The organism is Streptomyces nitrosporeus (genome assembly GCF_008704555.1).
Taxonomy (GTDB): Bacteria; Actinomycetota; Actinomycetes; order Streptomycetales; family Streptomycetaceae; genus Streptomyces; species Streptomyces nitrosporeus.
In genome coordinates this window covers 7,132,447-7,151,538 of record NZ_CP023702.1, presented here as the reverse complement: position 1 = coordinate 7,151,538, position 19,092 = coordinate 7,132,447, and the positions used below count along the sequence as shown (strand labels likewise).

15 protein-coding genes are annotated in these 19,092 nt (G+C 74.8%); 9 read left to right on the top strand and 6 right to left on the bottom strand.

The window, feature by feature from the left end:
- Nucleotides 1-141 precede the first annotated feature (141 nt).
- The 4 genes from CP967_RS31845 to CP967_RS31825 all read left to right on the top strand — a co-directional run bounded on the left by CP967_RS31845 (nt 142) and on the right by CP967_RS31825 (nt 3,350).
- Nucleotides 142-1,335 (top strand): cytochrome P450, encoded by a 1,194-nt coding sequence (locus CP967_RS31845; RefSeq protein ID WP_150491279.1) that lies wholly within the window; start codon nt 142-144, stop codon nt 1,333-1,335.
- The gene (locus CP967_RS31840; RefSeq protein ID WP_150492146.1) at nt 1,332-1,559 is read left to right on the top strand and encodes a ferredoxin; all 228 of its coding nucleotides are present in this window, start codon (nt 1,332-1,334) and stop codon (nt 1,557-1,559) included. The genes CP967_RS31845 and CP967_RS31840 overlap by 4 nt, the downstream gene beginning before the upstream one ends.
- A gap of 206 nt (nt 1,560-1,765) precedes the next feature.
- The gene (locus CP967_RS31830; protein WP_150491278.1) at nt 1,766-2,152 is read left to right on the top strand and encodes a VOC family protein; all 387 of its coding nucleotides are present in this window, start codon (nt 1,766-1,768) and stop codon (nt 2,150-2,152) included.
- Between the two features lie 169 nt (nt 2,153-2,321).
- Nucleotides 2,322-3,350 (top strand): bile acid:sodium symporter family protein, encoded by a 1,029-nt coding sequence (locus CP967_RS31825; protein WP_150491277.1) that lies wholly within the window; start codon nt 2,322-2,324, stop codon nt 3,348-3,350.
- A 79-nt stretch (nt 3,351-3,429) separates the two neighbouring features.
- Here CP967_RS31825 and CP967_RS31820 read toward each other — a convergent pair whose 3' ends face one another.
- Both CP967_RS31820 and CP967_RS31815 read right to left on the bottom strand, forming a co-directional pair.
- A complete protein-coding gene (locus CP967_RS31820; protein ID WP_150491276.1) occupies nt 3,430-4,323 on the bottom strand; it encodes a siderophore-interacting protein in 894 nt (297 codons plus the stop codon).
- Nucleotides 4,324-4,589: 266 nt separating this feature from the next.
- A complete protein-coding gene (locus CP967_RS31815) occupies nt 4,590-4,967 on the bottom strand; it encodes a hypothetical protein (RefSeq protein WP_150491275.1) in 378 nt (125 codons plus the stop codon).
- A gap of 317 nt (nt 4,968-5,284) precedes the next feature.
- On the opposite strand from CP967_RS31815, the gene CP967_RS31810 reads away from it, so the two are divergent.
- The 3 genes from CP967_RS31810 to CP967_RS31800 all read left to right on the top strand — a co-directional run bounded on the left by CP967_RS31810 (nt 5,285) and on the right by CP967_RS31800 (nt 7,759).
- Nucleotides 5,285-5,773, top strand: a complete 489-nt coding sequence (locus CP967_RS31810) for a DUF6083 domain-containing protein (RefSeq protein WP_190175043.1) — start codon at nt 5,285-5,287, stop codon at nt 5,771-5,773.
- A 245-nt stretch (nt 5,774-6,018) separates the two neighbouring features.
- Nucleotides 6,019-6,231, top strand: a complete 213-nt coding sequence (locus CP967_RS31805) for a hypothetical protein (RefSeq protein WP_150491274.1) — start codon at nt 6,019-6,021, stop codon at nt 6,229-6,231.
- Nucleotides 6,232-6,505: 274 nt separating this feature from the next.
- Nucleotides 6,506-7,759 carry an MFS transporter gene (locus CP967_RS31800; RefSeq protein WP_190175042.1) on the top strand — a complete coding sequence of 418 codons (1,254 nt, stop codon included), beginning with the start codon at nt 6,506-6,508 and terminating at the stop codon, nt 7,757-7,759.
- A 26-nt stretch (nt 7,760-7,785) separates the two neighbouring features.
- Here CP967_RS31800 and CP967_RS31795 read toward each other — a convergent pair whose 3' ends face one another.
- The 3 genes from CP967_RS31795 to CP967_RS31785 form a co-directional block, all read right to left on the bottom strand.
- On the bottom strand, nt 7,786-10,158 hold the full coding sequence (locus tag CP967_RS31795) for a protein kinase domain-containing protein (protein ID WP_150491272.1): 2,373 nt from the start codon (nt 10,156-10,158) through the stop codon (nt 7,786-7,788).
- A 212-nt stretch (nt 10,159-10,370) separates the two neighbouring features.
- On the bottom strand, nt 10,371-12,668 hold the full coding sequence (locus CP967_RS31790) for a protein kinase domain-containing protein (RefSeq protein WP_150491271.1): 2,298 nt from the start codon (nt 12,666-12,668) through the stop codon (nt 10,371-10,373).
- 169 nt (nt 12,669-12,837) lie between these two features.
- On the bottom strand, nt 12,838-13,785 hold the full coding sequence (locus tag CP967_RS31785; RefSeq protein WP_229888295.1) for a helix-turn-helix domain-containing protein: 948 nt from the start codon (nt 13,783-13,785) through the stop codon (nt 12,838-12,840).
- A gap of 95 nt (nt 13,786-13,880) precedes the next feature.
- Here CP967_RS31785 and CP967_RS31780 point away from each other — a divergent pair, with 95 nt between their 5' ends.
- A complete protein-coding gene (locus CP967_RS31780; RefSeq protein WP_150491269.1) occupies nt 13,881-15,437 on the top strand; it encodes an alpha/beta hydrolase in 1,557 nt (518 codons plus the stop codon).
- Nucleotides 15,438-15,588: 151 nt separating this feature from the next.
- On the opposite strand, the gene CP967_RS31775 is transcribed toward CP967_RS31780, so the two are convergent.
- A complete protein-coding gene (locus tag CP967_RS31775; protein WP_150491268.1) occupies nt 15,589-16,581 on the bottom strand; it encodes a hypothetical protein in 993 nt (330 codons plus the stop codon).
- A 205-nt stretch (nt 16,582-16,786) separates the two neighbouring features.
- Here CP967_RS31775 and CP967_RS31770 point away from each other — a divergent pair, with 205 nt between their 5' ends.
- The gene (locus tag CP967_RS31770; RefSeq protein WP_150491267.1) at nt 16,787-19,054 is read left to right on the top strand and encodes a heavy metal translocating P-type ATPase; all 2,268 of its coding nucleotides are present in this window, start codon (nt 16,787-16,789) and stop codon (nt 19,052-19,054) included.
- The last annotated feature ends 38 nt before the right edge of the window (nt 19,055-19,092 follow it).

The following is a 19,092-nucleotide window of genomic DNA, read 5'->3' as shown; positions in this document are numbered from 1 at the left end:
GCCGCCCGTTGGCCGTGTCCCCGGCCGCCCGGGGGCGCTGCCGGCGGGCCCCGGCCGGTGGCCGACAAGGCGCTGTTGCCCGCGTCGCCGGGCGGCCGTGATCATCGAATGGCATCCACCGAACGACCTGGAGGACACGCCATGACGATCGCCGCCGGACAGGCACCCGTCGCCTATCCGTTCAACGAGCCGGACGGGCTGGGCCTGGCGGACGCGTACCGGGAGGCACTGGAGCGGCCGGGGCTGTTACGCGTACGGCTGGCGTACGGGGAACCGGCCTGGCTGGCCACCCGGTACGCCGACGCCCGCCTGGTGCTCGGCGACCGCCGCTTCAGCCGGGCGGAGGCGCTGCGGCACGACGAGCCGCGCCATACGCAGGGGCAGCAGGACAGCGGCATCCTGAGCATGGACCCGCCCGGGCACACCCGGCTGCGGACGCTGGTGGCGAAGGCGTTCACCGTGCACCAGGTGGAGAAGCTGCGCCCGGCGGTACGGGAACTGGCGCACCGGCTGCTCGACGGCCTGGAGGCGATGGGGCAGCCCGCCGACCTCGTGGAGCACTACGCGCTGCCGATCCCGGTCGCCGTCATCTGCCGCATGCTCGGCGTACCGGAGGAGGACCGCCCCCGGTTCCGGGCCTGGAGCGACGCCGCGCTCTCCACCAGTTCCCTGACGGCCGAGGAGTTCCAGCGCAGCAGGGAGGAGCTGCGCGCCTACATGGCCGGGCTGGTCGAGGACCACCGGCGCGACCCGCGGCCCGACCTGATGACGGGTCTGATCGAGGCACGGGACACCGGGGACCGGCTGAGCGAGCGGGAGCTGGTCGATCTGTGCGTCGGCATCCTCGTCGCGGGGCACGAGACGACCGCCACGCAGATCCCGAACTTCGTGCACGCGCTGCTCGACCACCCGGAGCAGCTGGCGGCGCTCCGCGCGGACCCCGGCCTGCTGCGCGGGGCGGTCGAGGAGCTGATGCGCTTCGTGCCGCTGGGCAGCGGTGCGAGCTTCCCCCGGTACGCCACCGAGGACGTGGAGGTCGGCGGCACGCTGGTCCGGGCCGGTGAGCCCGTGCTGGTCGCGATCGGCGCAGCCAACCGCGACGCGCTGAAGTTCGACGGCCCCGGCCGGCTCGACGTCTCCCGGGCCGGTGTGCAGCATCTGGGGTTCGGACACGGGGTGCACCACTGCCTGGGCGCGCCGCTCGCCAGGCTGGAGCTCCAGGAGGCGCTGGGCGCGCTGCTCGGACGCTTCCCCAATCTGAGGGTGGCGGGTGACGTGCGGTGGAAGGACCGGATGCTGGTGCGCGGTCCGAGCGAGATGCCGGTGGGGTGGTGAGGGCGGTGTCCTGGACGACCGGGGTGGACCGGGAGCTGTGCATGGGGTCCGGTATGTGTGCCGGGATCGCGCCCGAGCTGTACCGGCTGGACGGCGAGGACCGGGCGGAACCGCTCGCGGAGCGCATTCCCGAGGACGAACGGGCGCTGGACGCGGCGGATTCCTGCCCGGCGTCGGCGATCTCGGTCCGTGCCGGGCGGCGGCTGATCGGGCCGCGCCCCTGAGCCGGTGCCTCCGGGGACCCGCCCCCGCCAGGCTCCATGGCGCGGGGACGCGCCGCGAGGGGCGGTGAGGGCCGGGCGGGGGCGGCCGGGCGGGGGCGGCCGGGCGGGGGCGGCCGGGCGGGGGCGGCCGGGCGGGGGCGTGGTGCGCGGCCCGTACGCCGCCCGGCCGTAGCGGTGCGGGGGCGGGGCTGCGTAGGGTCGCTGCCATGGTTCACGTACTGAGCAGCCGGATCCTCCTGCGGCCCCGGGACCCCGACGCCTCACGGGAGTTCTACGGAGGGGCCCTGGGGCTGGAGGTGTACCGGGAGTTCGGCACCGGCCCGGAGCGCGGGACGGTCTACTTCCTCGGGGGCGGCTTCCTTGAGGTGTCGGGGCGCGCGGAGGAGACCGCGACGCCGACGCTGCGGCTCTGGATGCAGGTCGCCGACTGCGCGGCGGCCCACGGGGAACTGGCGGCCCGCGGGGTGCCGGTGCTGCGTCCGCCGGTGCGGGAGCCGTGGGGGCTGATCGAGATGTGGATCGCCGATCCGGACGGGCACCGCATCGTGCTCACCGAGGTGCCCGCCGATCACCCGTTGCGCTACCGGCCCTGACCGGAGCGGTCCGCACGGCCGGGCGGCCGGGAAGGGGGCGGCAGGGAACGCGGGCCGAGCCTCCGGGTCATCGGCCGGGACCATGGAGCTCCTACCACATACTGGATATGGCGTCCGTATGGCGAGACGAGTTTGCGGGCCGCCCGGCCTGCGGCGTCTTGTTGCACCTGTGCAGAACGAACAGATAACCCCTGATCAGCCGGGCTCCGACGACAAAGCGGCACGGCGCGCCGTGACGGTGTTCCCCGTCCTCGTACTCGCGGCGGGTGCGGCCGGTCTTCTCGCACCGGGGACCTTTGCGGGCTGGGGCGGGTCGGTGCCGTACCTGCTGGGCGTCGTCATGTTCTGCATGGGCCTGACGATGACTCCGCTGGACTTCAAGGGCGTGGCCCAGCGGCCGTGGGCCGTGGCGATCGGCCTGGTCGCGCACTATGTGATCATGCCGGGTCTGGGCTGGGTCATCGCCCACGCGCTCGGCCTGCCGCCGCAGCTGGCCGCCGGCGTGATCCTGGTCGGCTGCGCGCCGAGCGGTACCGCTTCGAACGTGGTGACGTTCCTGGCGCGCGGCGACGTGGCCCTGTCGGTCTCGGTCGCCACCGTCTCCACGGTGCTCGCCCCGCTGATCACTCCGCCGCTGACGCTGCTGCTGGCCGGCACCTACCTTCCGGTGGACGCCGGTTCCATGGTGGAGGACATCCTCAAGACGGTGCTCCTCCCGGTGGTCGGCGGCCTCGTGGTGCGGCTCGTGGCGGGCAGGGCCGTCGACCGTATCCTCGGGTTCATGCCGTGGCTGTCGTCGCTGGCGATCGCGGCCATCGTGTGTGCCGTCGTGGCCGGCAGCGCCGGAACGATCAAGTCGGCCGCGTTCACCGTGCTGGTCGCCGTCGTGCTGCACAACGGCCTCGGCCTGGCCCTCGGTTACGGCGCCGGAAAGCTCACCCGGCTGGGCGGACCGGCGTCTCGCGCGATGGCCTTCGAGGTCGGGATGCAGAACTCGGGGCTCGCCGCCTCGCTGGCCACCGCCCACTTCAGCCCGCTGGCCGCGCTGCCCGCGGCCGTCTTCTCCGTATGGCACAACATCTCGGGCGCCCTGGTCGCGGCCTGGATGGCGCACCGCGCCCGCCGCGAGGACCAGGCGTGTGCCGCGCGGGCGGCGGGCGGCCCGGCCGCGGGGGCCGCGGGGGCCGGGCAGCCCTGAGAGCCCCGGACCCTCCTCCGCCCGGAACTCCGGAACTCCGGGAAGCCGTTGTCCGCCGGCGGCGGGCCGGGACGTCTCCTCAGAGCCCTAGGGCGCTGAGCCGTGTCTCGTAGCGGATGGTCCGGTCCTCGGACTCGCCGGCCGGGCTGTCCCAGAGCGCTTCCAGCTCGGAGCGCACCGAGTCGGGAAGCGCCTGGTAGCGCTCGGCCCAGGTGTCGGACTGCGGGATCCAGTAGCCGACCGCCTTGTAGCGTTCCGCGGGCAGACCGAGTTCCTTGCGGAGGTAACGCCGCACCTCGCGCAGGGCGTTGGTCTGTCCCGCCACCCAGATGTAGCCGCCGGTCACGTCGGTGCCGGCCGGTACCGCACCGGTCACCAGATCGGCCAGGCGGCTCGGTCCGTGGCCGTTGCCACCGTAGCTCCAGGTGACCTTGAGGTCGGGCGGGCCGGGCAGCGGCTGCACGCACGTGGCATCGGGGACCTCGACGACGACCCGGGTCATGACGTCGGGCTCGGTGTTCTCCAGCAGGCGGGCCAGGGCCGGCAGGCCGGTGTGGTCGGCTATCAGCACCTGCCAGGAGAGCGCCGGCGGCGGGTTGTAGAGCGCGGTGGGATCGTTGAGCCCGAGTACGTCGCCGGGGCGGGCCCCGGCGGCCCAGCCGGAGGCGATCCCGCCCTCGTGCAGCACGAAGTCGATGTCGATCTCACCGGCCTCCGGCCGTACCGCCCTGACGGTGTACGTGCGCACCGGGGCGACGGGCCGCCCCTCCACGACTTCCCAGCGGCCCTTGCCGGCCGGCCTGGGCAGGGAGACGTCGGTGCGGTCGGGGCCGTGCGGGAAGAAGAGCCTGACGTACTCGTCGCCGGTCCCGGTGGAGACGAAGCCGGCGACACCCTCCCCGTGGAGGGTCACCCGGGTCATGGCCGCGGTGAGCTGCTGGACGCGGGCGACAACGGCTCGGTGGATCGTCATCTGATTCCTCCGTGGACGCTCCGCCTTCACGGCGGAGAGGAACGGGCTCGTGCGGAGCCGGGCAACGGGGTGCGGCACGCCGCGAAGCGGAGCACGACCGCTACATCTTAGGCCAGCCTAACCTTTCCTCTCCCGGTCTTCGAGCCCTCCCCCGCCTCCCCCTGGCCGCCGCACGGCACGGAGCCGGCCCGCGGGAGCGTTGTACGGCCGCGGGCCGGCAGGGGCGTGGAGGGAGGGACCGGCCGCCGGCCGCGTCCCGGCCCGGATCAGGTGAGCCGGCACTCCACCGAGTCGTCGACCCGCACGGTTTCGAGCGTGCCGAACCACTTGTCGACGATCGACTCGGGCCCGACGCACTGGGCCCCGCCCTTGGTGTCACCGAACCAGATGCTCTCGTGGCGCGTGTTGATGACCTGGAGCGGCGCGGGCAGCAGGGCCGGCAGGTACTGCCAGGGAGTCACCTCGTCGTACTCGTAGACGACTTCGCCGTCCTTGACGAAGCAGACCGAGGGGTAGGCGCAGGGTGCCGCGGGCACCGGCGGGTCCGTGGGCTCGGCCCGGGCCGTGGCCGTCGCTCCGCCGAGCAACAGCGCCGTGGCCGCCAGTACCGCCATGACGCCCCGTGATCCCGCAACCGCCGTCATATGAATCCCCCCTGTCCGAGGAAGCCCGGTCGAACGAACTTCCGATGGACTCACTCTCTCCACATAGCCGAGCCCGGTCAAGGACCGGACCGACGGCCCCGGCCGCACCCGCGGTTCCGTGCCTGCGGCCGGCTGCCGGACCGCTGCCCGCCGGCACGGGACCACCGGCCTGCCGCGGTCCGGCCGTTTCGCGTGAGCCGTCCGGGGTCCGGCGTGTCCCGTGTGGCGTTCCCCGGCCCACCGGGCGGCCCCTGTCCCGCCCGGTGCGGCCGGATCGCGCCCTGTCACGGCCGGCGGTCCGCCCGGAACCTTGGTGTATGGGGGACTTCGAGAACATCTGGCCCTGCCCGGACCGGCCCGACGACGGCTTCGCCTGCCCCGAGGGCACCAGGCACGCCCTGCGGGAGGGGGCTGTCGCCCCACGCCCTCCCGCACCGCCCGAGTGTCCGTTCTGCGACCTGCTCCAGGACCGGTACCCCACGCACTACGCGGGGCACTGGATCCTGCTCGAACCCGGCCTGCTGCTCGCCGCCCACACCGTTCCCCCGATGCTGAGGTGGATCATCACCCCTGACGGCAGGGCGATGAACCTGTGGGAGGCGGAGCCGTTCCCCGGCACCCGGTGCCGGATCCCCCACCGGGTCGCCTGTCCTGCACTGCCCGCCGAGGACCACTGGCGCAGCCTCACCGAACGGCGGGAGCACAACCTCCTCCGGGTCCAGCGCCTGTTCGAGCTGCCGGACGGCCCTCCGGAGCGGTTTCGGGGCCCGCACGGGCCGGAGGAGGGGCTGCCGGAGACCGGGTGATCCGCACAGGACGCGGGGCGGGGTGCCCCGGCGCACGGCAGGGCGGAGGCGCCGCGCAGGCGCCGGGCCGGGGCTGCGGAGCGGGGTCCGCCCACCGCCGCTCCCCCTTCCGCGCCCCGGCGGTGTGCTCCCCGGCGTGCGACGGCAGAGCGACACGCTCCCGCGCGCTCTGCCCCGGTGCGGCACGTCCCCCTACGATTCGCTTCGGCCCGTGCGTCCGCCCGTCCGTCCGCCCAGGAGGTCCTGTGCAGCCCCAGCAGCTGTACTGCTACACGTGCGACTCCGACGAACACCACCGCCCCCTCACCGAGAACGAGAAGGTCTGGCTCAGGGATGAGACGGGCCGCAGGAAGGTCGACGAGTTCTTCATGTGCACCGCGCCGAAGTGCCGCAACGTGCGCAGCGGTTTCAACAAGCGCCCCTTCGACCCCGTCCGCCGCGTCCCCCTTCCCGACTGACCCGTCCACCCCGTCCCCCCTTCCCGACCGACCCGTCCCCCCTTCCCGACCGACCCGTCCCCCCTTCCCCGCTGACCCGTCCTCGGCCTCCCGCTCCCGGCTGTCCGCCGTGGCCGGCACCGTGCGCCACGGTGCGGCGCCACGGATCTTTTTCCGTGGAAGCCGTCGGCGTACGTCCATATGCTCGGTGGCCGGCCACAGTCGTCGACAGCGAGGGACCTCCGTGCCGTACGACCCCTCCGCTCCGTCCGGATCCGGCGGTCCTGTCCCGTCCTTGTGGCGGGACGCCGACTTCCGCAGGCTCTGGGCGGGCCAGACCGCCTCCCAGCTCGGCGAGCACGCGACTCTGGTGATCCTGCCGCTCTTCGCCGTCCTGACGCTCGACGCCGGGGCCGGCCGGCTGGGCGTCCTCCGCGCGGTGGGGCAGGCGCCGGTTCTGCTGCTCTCGCTCTTCGTCGGCGCGTGGGTGGACAGGTGGCGGGCCCGCACGGTGATGGTCCTCACGGACGCCGGCCGGGCCCTGGCGCTGGGCGCCGCGGCCGTGGCCGGCCTGCTCGGTCTGCTCGGCCTGCCCGCCCTGTTCCTGGTCGCCTTCGCCGTCGGGGCCCTGTCCGTCTTCTTCGACGTGGCGTACCAGGCTTCCCTCGTACGGCTGGTGGCACGCGATCAGCTGGTGCGGGGCAACAGCGCGCTGGAGGGCAGCCGGTCCGCGGCGCAGACCGGCGGTCCCGCCCTCGGCGGTGCGCTGGTGTCCCTGCTGTCGGCGCCGGTCGCCGCCGCCTCCGGCGCACTGCTCTTCGCCCTGTCGTTCCTGTCGATCCGGCGGATCGGCCGCAGCGAGCCGGTACCGGAGCGCTCGGAGCGCCCCCCTCGCATGACGCGGCGGATTCACGAGGGCCTCCGTTTCGTCGCCGGCGACGCCTCGCTGCGGGCCGTCTGCCTGGCCTCGGCCGCCTTCCAGTTCTTCTTCGCGGCCACGATGACCGTCTACCTGCTCTTCCTGCCGCGGGAACTCCACCTGTCGGGCACCGCCGTCGGGCTGGCGCTCGCGGCGACGGGGCCGGGTGCGCTCCTGGGCTCGGTGCTGGCCGCCCGCCTGCCGGGCCGGTTCGGCCACGGTGCGGTACTCATGGCCGCGGCGGCGCTCGGCGACGGCGCGTTCCTGTGCGTACCGGCGCTGCACGCCTCCTCGGCGGTGACGGTTCCCGTGCTCCTGGCGGCCGGTTTCGTGTTCGGGGCGGGTGGCCAGCTGGTGAACGTGACGGTCATGGCGGTCCGTCAGGCGGTCACCCCGGACGGGATGCAGGCCCGTGCGGCGGCGACGGTCACGTTCGTCGGCATGGGGCTGGCCCCGCTCGGCTCTCTGCTCGGCGGATTCCTCGCGGAGGAGTGGGGGCTGCGCACCGGCCTCCTGGTGACGGCCGCGTGCATGCTGCTGTCCCCCGTGGTGATGGCCCTGTCCCCGCTCGCCCGCCTGGGACGGGTGCTGCCCGCGCTGCCGGGCCACGCCGGCCCGTGCTCCCCCTGATCCCGCCGGGCCGGCCGGCCTCCGTGTCAGCCCCCGGCCGCGAGCGCCACCAGTCCTCCGGGATTCATGGCGTACACCTGTCCGCCCTCGGCGTGGAGCGCCGTCTGGGCGCCGGTCGTCAGGGACGTGGTCAGTTCGTACGTCCAGCGGGCCTTGCCGTCCTCGGTGCCGAGGGCCCAGAGACGGCCGCCCGAGCACAGGTAGACCGTGTCGTCCGCGCACTGGAGTACGGGTACCCCTGACACCCCTTCCCGGAGGGTTCCCGCCCAGCGGGCCTTGCCGTCCGCGGCGTCCAGGGCGTAAACGACGATCCCGAGGCCCTGGTTGGCCGCGGCGTAGACCGTCCTGCCGTCCGGGTCCGCCACCACCGCCTTGAAGGCGACCTTGGGGGAACGCCACACGGTCTGGCCGTTGGCCGGGTCGATGGCGTAGAGGATGTCGCTGATGTGGAGGAAGAGGCCGCCCGCCGAGGAGTGCTGGCCGTCCCGCCACGGGCCGAAGGCCCCCTGGAGGAGGAGATCGGTCGTCGTACCGCCGCCGCCGGGGGCGCGCTGTTCCCAGTCGGTCCTCCCCTTCGCGCCGGTGTCGAGGCCGAGGATCTTGCGGGCGGTGCCGTCCGTGTCGGAGGTGGCCCACAGCAGCCGGCTGCCAAAGGACGGGACGAACAGGTCTCCCTTGGGGTACTTGGTGTCCGTGTCCTCCACGATCATTCCCCAGCTGAACGCGCGCTTCTTCGTGTCCACGGCCCAGACGGCCGGTCCGCCGATGATCTCGACGGGTTTCTTCGGGTCGCCGGTCCGCCTGATCGTGGAGGCCGCGTCGGCGTTCAGGTAGACCGTGCCGTCGAGCATGCCGGGGACGGTGAGCCCCGTGACGGAGTCCTGTGCCAGCCGCGCCTTCCAGGCCACGGATCCGTCGGCCAGGCTGAGCGCGCGGAAGGTACGGGTCATCTTGTCCTCCCCGTCACGCGCCACCGTGTACGCCATGCCGTCGCCGACCGCCGCGATCAGGCCCGGCGCACCCCCGCCCACCGGGTCGGTGATGTTGCCGACCGGGCCCCAGAGCGGGGTGCCCTCCGCGTCGAAGGCCCACACGTGTTTCGCGCCGAACGCGACCACCGTGCCGTCCTCCCCCGCGATCTGCACCAGCGGTTCCGCCACCTCCTTCGTCCACCGCGGTTTCGCGGTGACGCCGGTGTCGAGGGAGCGCTCGGGGTCGGTGAGGGGGTGCCCCGAAGGTTTCGCGCCGTCGGTGGAGGTCGTCCGGGCGGGCTCGCCGTCACCCGCGAGCCACAGCCCCAGCGCCGTGCCTCCGCCCGCGAGTGCGACGGCGCCGCCCGCCGCCCCGATCAGCAGGGTGCGGCGGCTGGGGCCGGCGGGCGGCAGGGGCCGGGTCGGGCCGGTCGGCTGAAGGAGCGTCAGCTGTTCCGGTCCGCCGGTGCGGGGGGCGTAGGGCGGTGGTGAGGGGACCGGCGGGGCGGTGGCGGGCGGGGGCGGTGTCGCGGTCACCGAGGGCGCCATCACGGCGGCCGCCTCCTCGATCGCCGCGATCAGGGCCGGCGGCAGCCAGGCGCCCTGGGGCCTGGGGGCCGCCATCCGCTGGACGAACCCGACGATCTGCCGGGGCGTCGGCCGGTCCGCCGGGTTCTTCGCCAGGCACGCGGCGACCAGCAGCCGTAACGCCTCGGGGACGGCAGACAGGTCGGGCTCCTCCCGCACCACCCGCTTCAGGACGTCCACGGCCCTGCCCCCGTCGAACACGCCCGAGCCGCGCGCCGCGAACGCGAGGGTGGCGCCGAGGGAGAAGACGTCGCTCGCCGGGCCGGTCTCCCCGGCGGTCGCCTGTTCCGGGGACATGTAGGCGGGCGTGCCCAGGATCATGCCCGTCTCGGTCAGCGCCGTGCCGTCGGCCGCCCGCGCGATCCCGAAGTCGATGACGTGCGGGCCGTCCAGGGCCAGCATGATGTTGCCCGGTTTGAGGTCCCGGTGGGTCAGTCCGGCCGCGTGGATGGAGGCGAGCGCCTCCGCTACGCCTGCCGCGAGCGCGCCCAGGGCGTACAGCTGGAGGGGCCCGGCCAGCCGGACCGCCTGGCCCAGCGAGACGCCCGGTACGAACGCCGTCGCCATCCACAGCACCGGCCCCTCGGTGTCCGCGTCGACGACCGGGGCGGTGAACGCGTCCGACACGGCGCGTGCCGCCGTCACCTCCGCCCGGAACCGGGCCCGGAACACCGCGTCCTGCCCGAGGTCGGGCCGTACCAGCTTCACGGCGACGGTACGGCCGCCGGGCGAGCGTCCGAGGTACACGGCCCCCATGCCGCCCGCGCCCAGCCGTCCCAGGAGGGTGTAGGGGCCGATCCGTGGCGGGTCCGACGGGGTCAGCGGGTCCGGTGCGGCCATGGTCGGGCTCCGTTCGGGGTGGGCGGGGTCTGCGGGACGGGCGAGGTCTGCGGGACGGGCGAGGTCTGCGGGACGGGCAGGGGCTGCGGGAGGGGCGCTGGGCGGGCGCCGGGTACGCGGGCCCGCCGGGGCGTGGCACGGTGGCCGGGCGGTGGCGGCGAGGGCGCCGCCGTGCTCCGGGAGACGGCCGCGGGCCCGCGTCCCGGCACGGGTCAGGCCCCGTTCGCGTACAGCGTGGCGACGGTACGGGTACGCGGAGCGGACAGGCAGAGCCGACCGTCGCCGGCGTCCCAGGCCAGGTCCATCGGGTCCTTCCCCTTCCAGCCGCTGTACTTCCAGCGGAAGGCGCCCTTCGACGCGTCGAGGGCCCACACCACGCAGTCCGCTCCCATCAGGTAGACGTTCCCGTCGGAGTGGAGGAGCCGGGCGCCGGCCTTCGCGGCGCCGGCCGGAACCGGCTTCCGCCATTTCGCCTCGCCGGTCGCGGAGTCCAGGGCCGCCAGGGCGAAGCCGTCGTCCCCGTCACGCAGCAGCACGAACACGACGGCTCCCCCGGTGTCCGAGGCGACACCTCCGCCCCGCGCGGACGCTCCGACGGCGCCCTCCGTCTTCCACGCCTCCCGCCCCGTCCCCGGTTCCACCGCGGTCAGGTCTCCCCCGGTGCCGTGGAGGAAGGCGTACCGTCCCGCGGCGGCGAGGGTGGCCGTGATCTCCTTCTTCCAGACGGTCTTCCCCTCACCGTCCAGGCCGACCACCCGGCTCCGCCCGGAGTACAGCATGCTCTCGCCCGGGCGGGGCACCGCCGAGAAGAGCGTCTCCGTCTCGCCGGGGTGGAACCAGGCCGTCCGCCGGGAGGCGAGGTCCAGTGCCCACACCCCGCCGCCCTTGCCGTCCTGGCCCGCCATCGTGAACAGGTGGGCCCGGCCGTCACGCACCCCGCAGAAGGACGCCACCCCCAGGGAGCCGGTCTCCGTCAGCGCGGCGACCGCGGGCTGTCCGCCGTCGGACATCCGGACGCCGAGTACGGCCGCCCCGCCGTCCCTCACCTCCGTGCCCGACAGCGTCGGCACGGCCGTCCCGCCCACGTGGAGCCGGCCGCCGTCCACTCCGGCGACGACACGGGGCATGGTCCCGGTGGACGCGAACGCGAGATCGTGGTCCTGGGCCTCGACCGTCCAGATGCGTTCGCCCCCGCCGTCGACACCGAAGACCTGGCTCAGGGACACACAGGCGACGACGCCGTTCGCGGAGAGGACCTGCCCGCAGGCCGCGGGGAGGTCCAGCTGCCAGGCGAGTCCCGCCTCGGGGACCTCCTTCCCGTCCGGCCGCGGGGTGCTCCCCGAGCCCTTGCCGGACGCCCCGCCGGAGGGGTCCTTGTCCGAGTCCTTACGGATCAGGGCCCACACACCGCCGCCCGTGGCAGCCGCCAGGGCACCGCCGGCCAGCCCGAGGAGCAGTCTGCGGCGGCCGGGCCCGTCAGCTCCGCCCGTTCCGCCGGGGAGGGGTTCCGCCGGGGTGTGCGGCAGTACTTCGGTGGTCCCGTCCGGCGCCCTGCCCGCCGGGGCGTCCGCCCCGTCCGGGAGGGGGATGGTCGGCGCGGGCTCCGGCAGCGAGGTGAGGACGGCCCGGAGCGCGAGCACGTCCGCCGCGACGGGTCCGGGCAGCCATCCCGTGGTGGGGCGGACCCCGGCGCCGCCCCCGTCCGGGCGCTCCGACCGTTCGGCGTAAGCGATCACGTCCCGCGGGGTGGGGCGGGCGCTGGGGTCCTTGGCCAGGCAGCGCTCGATCAGCGGGCGCAGCCGGGGCGGGACGTACGACAGGTCGGGTTCGGTGTGGACGACGCGGAACAGGACCGCCGCGGCGACCCCGTCCCCGAAGGGCCCGGCCCCGCCCGCCGCGAACGCGATGGTCGAGCCGAGCGAGAACACGTCGCTCGCCGCGGAGAGATGCTGCCCCACGGCCTGCTCGGGGGACATGTACGGCGCCGAGCCGATCACCGCGCCCGTCGAGGTGAGAGCCGTACCGTCGGTGGCCCGCGCGATCCCGAAGTCGATCATGTGCGGGCCGTCGAGCGCGAGCAGGACGTTGGCCGGTTTGAGGTCCCGGTGGATCACCTTCGCCCCGTGCACCGACAGCAGCGCCTCGGCGAGACCCGCCGTCAGCATCCGCAAGGTGTCCTCGGGGAGCGGCCCGTGGGCGGCGACCACGCTCTGGAGGGACAGCCCCACCACGAACGCCGTCGCCATCCAGGGGATCTCGGCGTCCACGTCGGCGTCCACCACCGGCGCGGTGAACGCCCCCGACACCCGCCGTGCCGCGACGACCTCGCGCTTGAACCTCTCCCGGAACGGCGGGTCCTGGGCCAGATCGGGCCGTACGACCTTCACCGCCACGGTGCGGCCGCCGGCCGACCGCCCGAGGTACACCTCGCCCATCCCGCCCGAACCCAGCCGCCCGGCCAGCGCGTAGGGCCCGATGCGCTGCGGATCGGTGGCGTTGAGTGGCTTCATCTGCCGATCACCCTCCCCCTGGACCCCATAAGTTAGCGGCCCGGAGGCCGGTGGTGCCCGGATCCCCGTGGGGGAAGCGTGAAAAGGGGCGCACACCGGCTGCCGCGCGCCGCCCCCGCCCGGTGTCCCGGCCGTCCGGTGTCCCGCCCGTCCGGTGTCCCGCGTGGATTCAGGCCGCTGCGGCCGTCTCCGCGCCGAGCGCGGCGAGGAGCCAGTCGTACGCGGTGCCGGGGGTCGGCTCCCGAGGCGCGCCGGCCGGGGTGATCACCTCGGCCGTCCACTGCCAGTACCGGTCGATACGGGGGTCGGTGGCGAGCTGCCCCGTGAGCACGCGCCGGAAGTCCGGGGTGTCCCGGCGGCCGTACGCCCCGGCGTAGGCGGCCACGAAGCAGTCCAGTTCCTGCCCCGGCCGGGGCGCGTCGCCCCGGCGCAGGCACGCGCCCGCCAGGCCGTACGCCTCGGCCAGGCCCGCGTACAGCAGGACCGAGCCACGGGCGCCGACGGCCCCGTGGATCTGCGGCTGGGGCCGCTCCCCGCCCGTACAGGGCTGCTGTACCAGGGCGTTCAGCCGGGCGAAGGCGAGGACCTGGGCGGGGGCCGGGTCGTCAGGCGGCTCGGGGACGGCCGCTTCCAGGAACGCGGCGGTCGCCCCGGCCGGCATCCGGGGCGGGAGCCAGGCGCGCCAGAAGCGGACCAGCGGGTCCGTGCCCGGCGGGGCGCCGAGGGCGCCCACGAGGCGCAGCCGGCCGGCCCGCTCGCCGGGCGGGGACTCCTGCACCAGCCGCAGCGCCGCTTCCTGCCAGTTCAGCGCCTTGCGCTGGGAGCCGAGCACGCGCAGCCGGCCGGCGACGGCGTCCTCCAGGGCGGGGCCCGCCTCCCGCTCCTCGTCGAGGACGCGGGCCACCTCGGGCAGCGGCAGGCCGAGGGCGCGCAGGGAGCGGATCAGCCGGAGCCGGCCGGCCGCCCCGGGGCCGTACCGCCGGTGGCCGCCGGCGCTGCGCACGGCTTCGGGGAGCAGTCCGCGGTCGGAGTAGAAGCGCACGGTCTTGACGGTGACGCCCGCGTGCTCGGCGAGTTCACCGATACTGCGCAGGCCGTCGGGGGGCGGTGGCGGCACTTGAACCTCCCTCAGGGGGAGTTCCTACGGTACCGGCGAGCGCGGACGGGCCGGTGGGCCGGTCCGCGGGCGGTCACCTACCGAAGGAGAGGACCATGACGGCGTTCGTCCTGGTGTCCGGCATGTTCACCGGCCCGCAGGTGTGGGCGGAGACGGCGGAGAGGCTGTCCGGGGCGGGGGCGCGGGTGTGCGCGGTCGCCCTGACCGGTCTCGGCGAGGGGGCCGAAAGCCCCGGGGCCGGGGTGGACCTGGAGACGCATGTGGCGGATGTGCTCCGGGCGATCGACGCGATCGGCCCGGCCGGCGAGACCTGCGGGGGCGACGGCCGGGAGGCCGGCGAGGGCGCGTGCCGGGACATCGTGCTGGTGGGCCATGACTACGGCATCCATCCGGCGCTCGCCGCGGCCGACCGGCGCCGGGAGCGGGTCGCCCGGGTGGTGTACCTGGACTCGGGCCTGCCGCAGGACGGGGTGCCGGCCCTGGCGGCGGTGCCGGACCGGGCGCTGCGGGAGGAACTGGCCGCGCGTGCCGCGGCCCCCGCCCGGGACGGGTCCGGGGTGCTGGCCGCTCCGGACCGCGACGGCTGGCAGCGCTGGGGCAGTACCGAGGGCCTCGGCGGTGCGGCGCTGGACCGGCTCACCGCGCTGGCCTCACCGCACCCTCTGGGCACCCTGTCCCAGCCGCTCCGGCTCACTCATCCGGTCGGTACCGTGCCCACCACCGGGGTCCTGTGCACCGGCAGCGGGACGACCGTGGAGACGGTCCGGATGCTGGTCGGCTTCGGCGACCCCGCGATGCGGTTCCTCACCGGGCCGGAGGTGACTTTCTTCGAACTGGCCACCGGGCACTGGCCGATGCTCTCCGCTCCGGCGGAGCTGGCCGGGGTCCTGCTGCGGGCCGCGGCGGGCGGGGGCCGCCGGCTGGGACCGGTCACCCCCGCGCACCTGCGGCCCTTCCTGCTCGATGTTCCCCGGGTCCCCCGGGAGCGGTCGGGGAACACCGACCTGTACGCGCCCGAGGGCGACGCCCGGTGTCCTGCGGTGGTGTTCGTGCACGGCGGCCCGGTCCCGGCCGACGCGCGCCCGACTCCACGTGACTGGACGACCCTGAAGGGGTACGCGCGCCTCGCGGCGGATCAGGGGGTGGTGGGGGTGACCGTGGACCACCGTCTGCACTCCCTGGCGGACTATCCGCGTGCCGCCGACGACGTGGCCGACGCGGTCCGGCGGGTCAGGGCGCACCCGCGGGTGGACGGGGAGCGGATCGCCGTGTGGTTCTTCTCGGGCGGCGGACTGCTGGCCGCCGACTGGCTGGGTGCGCCCCCGTCATGGCTGCGGTGTCTGGCGGCCACCTATCCGGTGCTGGCGCCGCTGCCCGCGTGGGGGCCGTTCGACGGCCGGTTCCGGCCGTCGGAGGCCGTGGCGGGGGCGGGCGCCCTGCCTGTCGTGCTGACCCGGGTGGGGCTGGAGTCGCCCGGCATCGCGGCCACCGTCGAGGAGTTCATGGCGGCCGCCGGGGCGTGCGGCAAGGAGATCGAGGTGGTCGATGTCCCCGAGGGGCACCACGGTTTCGAGACCCTGGACCCTACGGACGCCTCACGCGAGGCCGTGCTCCGCGCGATGCGGTCGGTGGTGGCGCGTCTGAGGGCCTGACCGGCGGGGCCGGGGGCCGGCCGGCGGGTCGCGGGGGTGCCGGCGGGTCGGCCGGCGGGCGGCGGCGGGTCGGCCGGCGGGTGGCGGCCCGCGCGACCTGACCGCCGGCACCCCGGTGGAGCCGCGCGGGGCCTGAACGCCCCGGCCCGGGTCAGTGCCCGTGTCCGGACGGCTCGCGCCCCGACGGCTCCGCGGGCTCCGTCCGCCCGGCGGACCGTTCCGGCTGTCCGTCCGTCCCGCCGGCGTGGACGGTGAAGGCGGCGGTGCGGACCTTCCCCTCGTGCCGGAAGTCCAGGAAGAGGCGGTACGCCCCCCTGCTCGGGGCCGTCACGTCGAAGGAGATCTCCGGGCCGGGCTCCGTCGTGCCGTCCCCGGGCTCTCCGTTCGGGTGGACGTGCAGGTACGCGAGGTCCCCGGACCGCAGGGCGACCAGGTGTCCGTACGCGCCGAGGTAGGGCTGGAGATCGGTGACCGGCCTGCCGTCCTTGGCGACCTCCAGCTTCAGCTCGCTCCCCGCCCCCGGGCGCAGGCCGCCCCGCAGCGTCACCCGGTAACCGTCCACCGCCACCGTCCGCCCGGTGTCCGGCAGTTCCTCCGGGTCCGCCTCGCCGGCCACCGCCAGGTCGGCGCCGAGCGTGAGCCTGCCGTCCTTCTTCGCGGCGGGGGCAAAGTCGGCGAAGACGCGGTAGCCGCCCGCCTCCGGCAGCTCGACGGGGGCGGACCAGGTGCCGTCGGCGGCGCGTACCGGATGCAGATGGCGGTAAGCCGTCAGATCCCTCGACGCGACGATCAGATGGAGCTCCTTGCCGTGTTCACTGCGGTATGCGGTCACCACCCGGCCGGAGTCCTCCTCCTCGATCGCGAAGCGCAGCTCGGCCGCCCGTCCGGCCTCCACCCGGGGGGTGCGCAGGTCGAGGGCGAAACCCTGGTCGGCGATCTGCAGCCCGCCCGGCGGTGAGGCCTTCCCGGCCGCTTCCCGAGCCCGCCCCTCCTCCGTGCCGGCGGGGGCCGGCTGCTCGTGTCCGTGCCGCACGGGCTCCTTCTCCGCCACGACGGGCCCGACGGCGCCGCCCACCCCGTAGGCCGTACCGAACACGGCGGCCAGCCCCGCCGCGAACGCCGTGATCCTGAGACCGGTGTTCATGTGCCACTCCTTCCTCCGCGGCCGCCCGGAGAGCGGCCCCACACCGGAAGAACATACCCCCAGGGGGTATAAAGTCAATCCGGGCCGCCCCTTGCCTCCGGTACGCCAGGGGGGTATACCTGAAGACCGAGACGGTACCCCCTGGGGGTATAGTCGAACATGATCGAGACCTGGACCTCCGCACAGCGGACACGAGGAGCACCTCATGGGCACACCGACGCCGACCGTCGGCACGGACGCGGTAGAACTCGCCATCGGCGGGATGACCTGCGCCTCGTGCGCGGCTCGTATCGAGAAGAAGCTCAACCGCATGGACGGCGTCGAGGCCACCGTGAACTACGCGACGGAGAAGGCGAAGGTCACCTTCGCCGAGGACGTCTCGGTGGCCGACCTGATCGCGACGGTCGAGGCCACCGGCTACACCGCGCACCGGCCCGCCCCGCCGCGTACGGCGGACACCGGCGACGGACGGGCCGGCCAGGAGGACACCGGGGACGAGGAGCTGCGGCCCCTGCGTCTGCGGCTGGTCACCGCGGTGGTCCTCACCGTGCCGGTGATCGCGATGGCCATGGTCCCGGCGCTGCAGATCGAGTACTGGCAGTGGCTGAGCCTGACGCTGACGGCCCCGGTCGTGACGTACGCCGCGTGGCCCTTCCACCGGGCCGCCTTCACCAACGCGCGGCACGGCGCGGCCACCATGGACACCCTGATCTCGGTGGGGACCTCGGCGGCGTTCCTGTGGTCGCTGTGGGCGCTGTTCCTCGGCACCGCCGGCACGCCCGGCATGACGCACCCCTTCGAGTTCACCATCGCCCGCGGTGACGGCGCGGGGAACATCTACCTGGAGGCGGCGGCCGGCGTCACCGCGTTCATCCTGGCCGGCCGCTACTTCGAGGCGCGCTCCAAGCGCAAGGCGGGCGCCGCCCTGAAGGCGCTGCTGGAGCTGGGCGCCAAGGAGGTCACCGTGCTCCGGGAGGGCCGCGAGCAGCGGGTGCCCACCGGGGACCTGCGCGTGGGCGACCGCTTCGTGGTCCGCCCCGGCGAGAAGATAGCCACCGACGGGACCGTGGTGGAGGGCTCGTCGGCCGTCGACGCCTCCATGCTGACGGGCGAGTCGGTGCCGGTCGAGGTCGGCGCGGGCGACGGGGTCACCGGTGCCACGCTGAACGCCGGCGGCCGGCTGGTCGTCGAGGCCACCCGGATCGGCGCGGACACCCAGCTGGCCCGGATGGCCCGGCTGGTGGAGGACGCGCAGAACGGCAAGGCCGCGGCCCAGCGGCTCGCCGACCGGATCTCCGCCGTGTTCGTACCGGTCGTCATCGGTCTGGCCCTGGCCACCCTCGGCTTCTGGCTGGGCAACGGCTCGGGCGTGACCGCCGCGTTCACCGCCGCCGTGGCCGTACTGATCATCGCCTGCCCGTGCGCCCTCGGGCTGGCCACCCCGACCGCCCTCATGGTCGGTACCGGACGCGGCGCGCAGCTCGGCATCCTGATCAAGGGGCCCGAGGTGCTGGAGACCACCCGCGGCGTCGACACCATCGTGCTGGACAAGACCGGCACGGTGACCACCGGCAGGATGACCCTCCTCGCCGTCCACACCACTGCCACCGCCACCGAGGACGAGGTGCTGCGCCTGGCGGGCGCGCTGGAGCACGCCTCCGAGCACCCGATCGCCCAGGCCGTCGCCACCGGCGCCGTGGAGCGTACGGGCGGTTCCCTGCCCGTACCGGAGGACTTCGCCAACGTCCCCGGTCTCGGTGTGCAGGGCGTCGTCGAGGGCCACGCCGTCCTCGTCGGCCGCGAGAAGCTGCTGCGGGAATGGTCCATGGAGCTGCCCGCGGACCTGGCGCGCGCCCGGCGGGACGCCGAGGCCGCCGGCCGTACCGCGATCGCGGTGGCCTGGGACGGGGAGGCCCGTGCCGTGCTGGAGGTCGCCGACGCGGTCAAGGGGACCAGCCCGGAGGCGGTCCGTCGGCTGCGCGCCCTCGGCCTCACCCCGATCCTCCTGACCGGCGACAACGAGGCCGTCGCCCGGAACGTCGCCGCCGAGGTCGGTATCGACGAGGTGATCGCCGAGGTCATGCCCGAGGACAAGGTGGACGTCGTCAGGAAGCTCCAGGCCGAGGGCCGCAGCGTCGCCATGGTCGGTGACGGCGTCAACGACGCCGCCGCGCTCGCCCAGGCCGATCTGGGGCTCGCCATGGGGACCGGCACCGACGCGGCGATCGAGGCCGGTGACCTCACGCTCGTCCGCGGTGACCTCAACGCGGCGGCCGACGCCATCCGGCTCTCCCGCCGCACGCTCGCCACCATCCGTTCGAACCTGTTCTGGGCCTTCGCCTACAACGTCGCCGCGCTGCCCCTGGCGGCGGCGGGGCTGCTCAACCCGATGATCGCCGGAGCGGCCATGGCCTTCTCCTCCGTGTTCGTGGTCGGCAACTCGCTGCGCCTGCGGCGCTTCAAGGCCGCGTGAGCACGGGAACGTCCGCCACGGGGACGCGCCACCGGGGC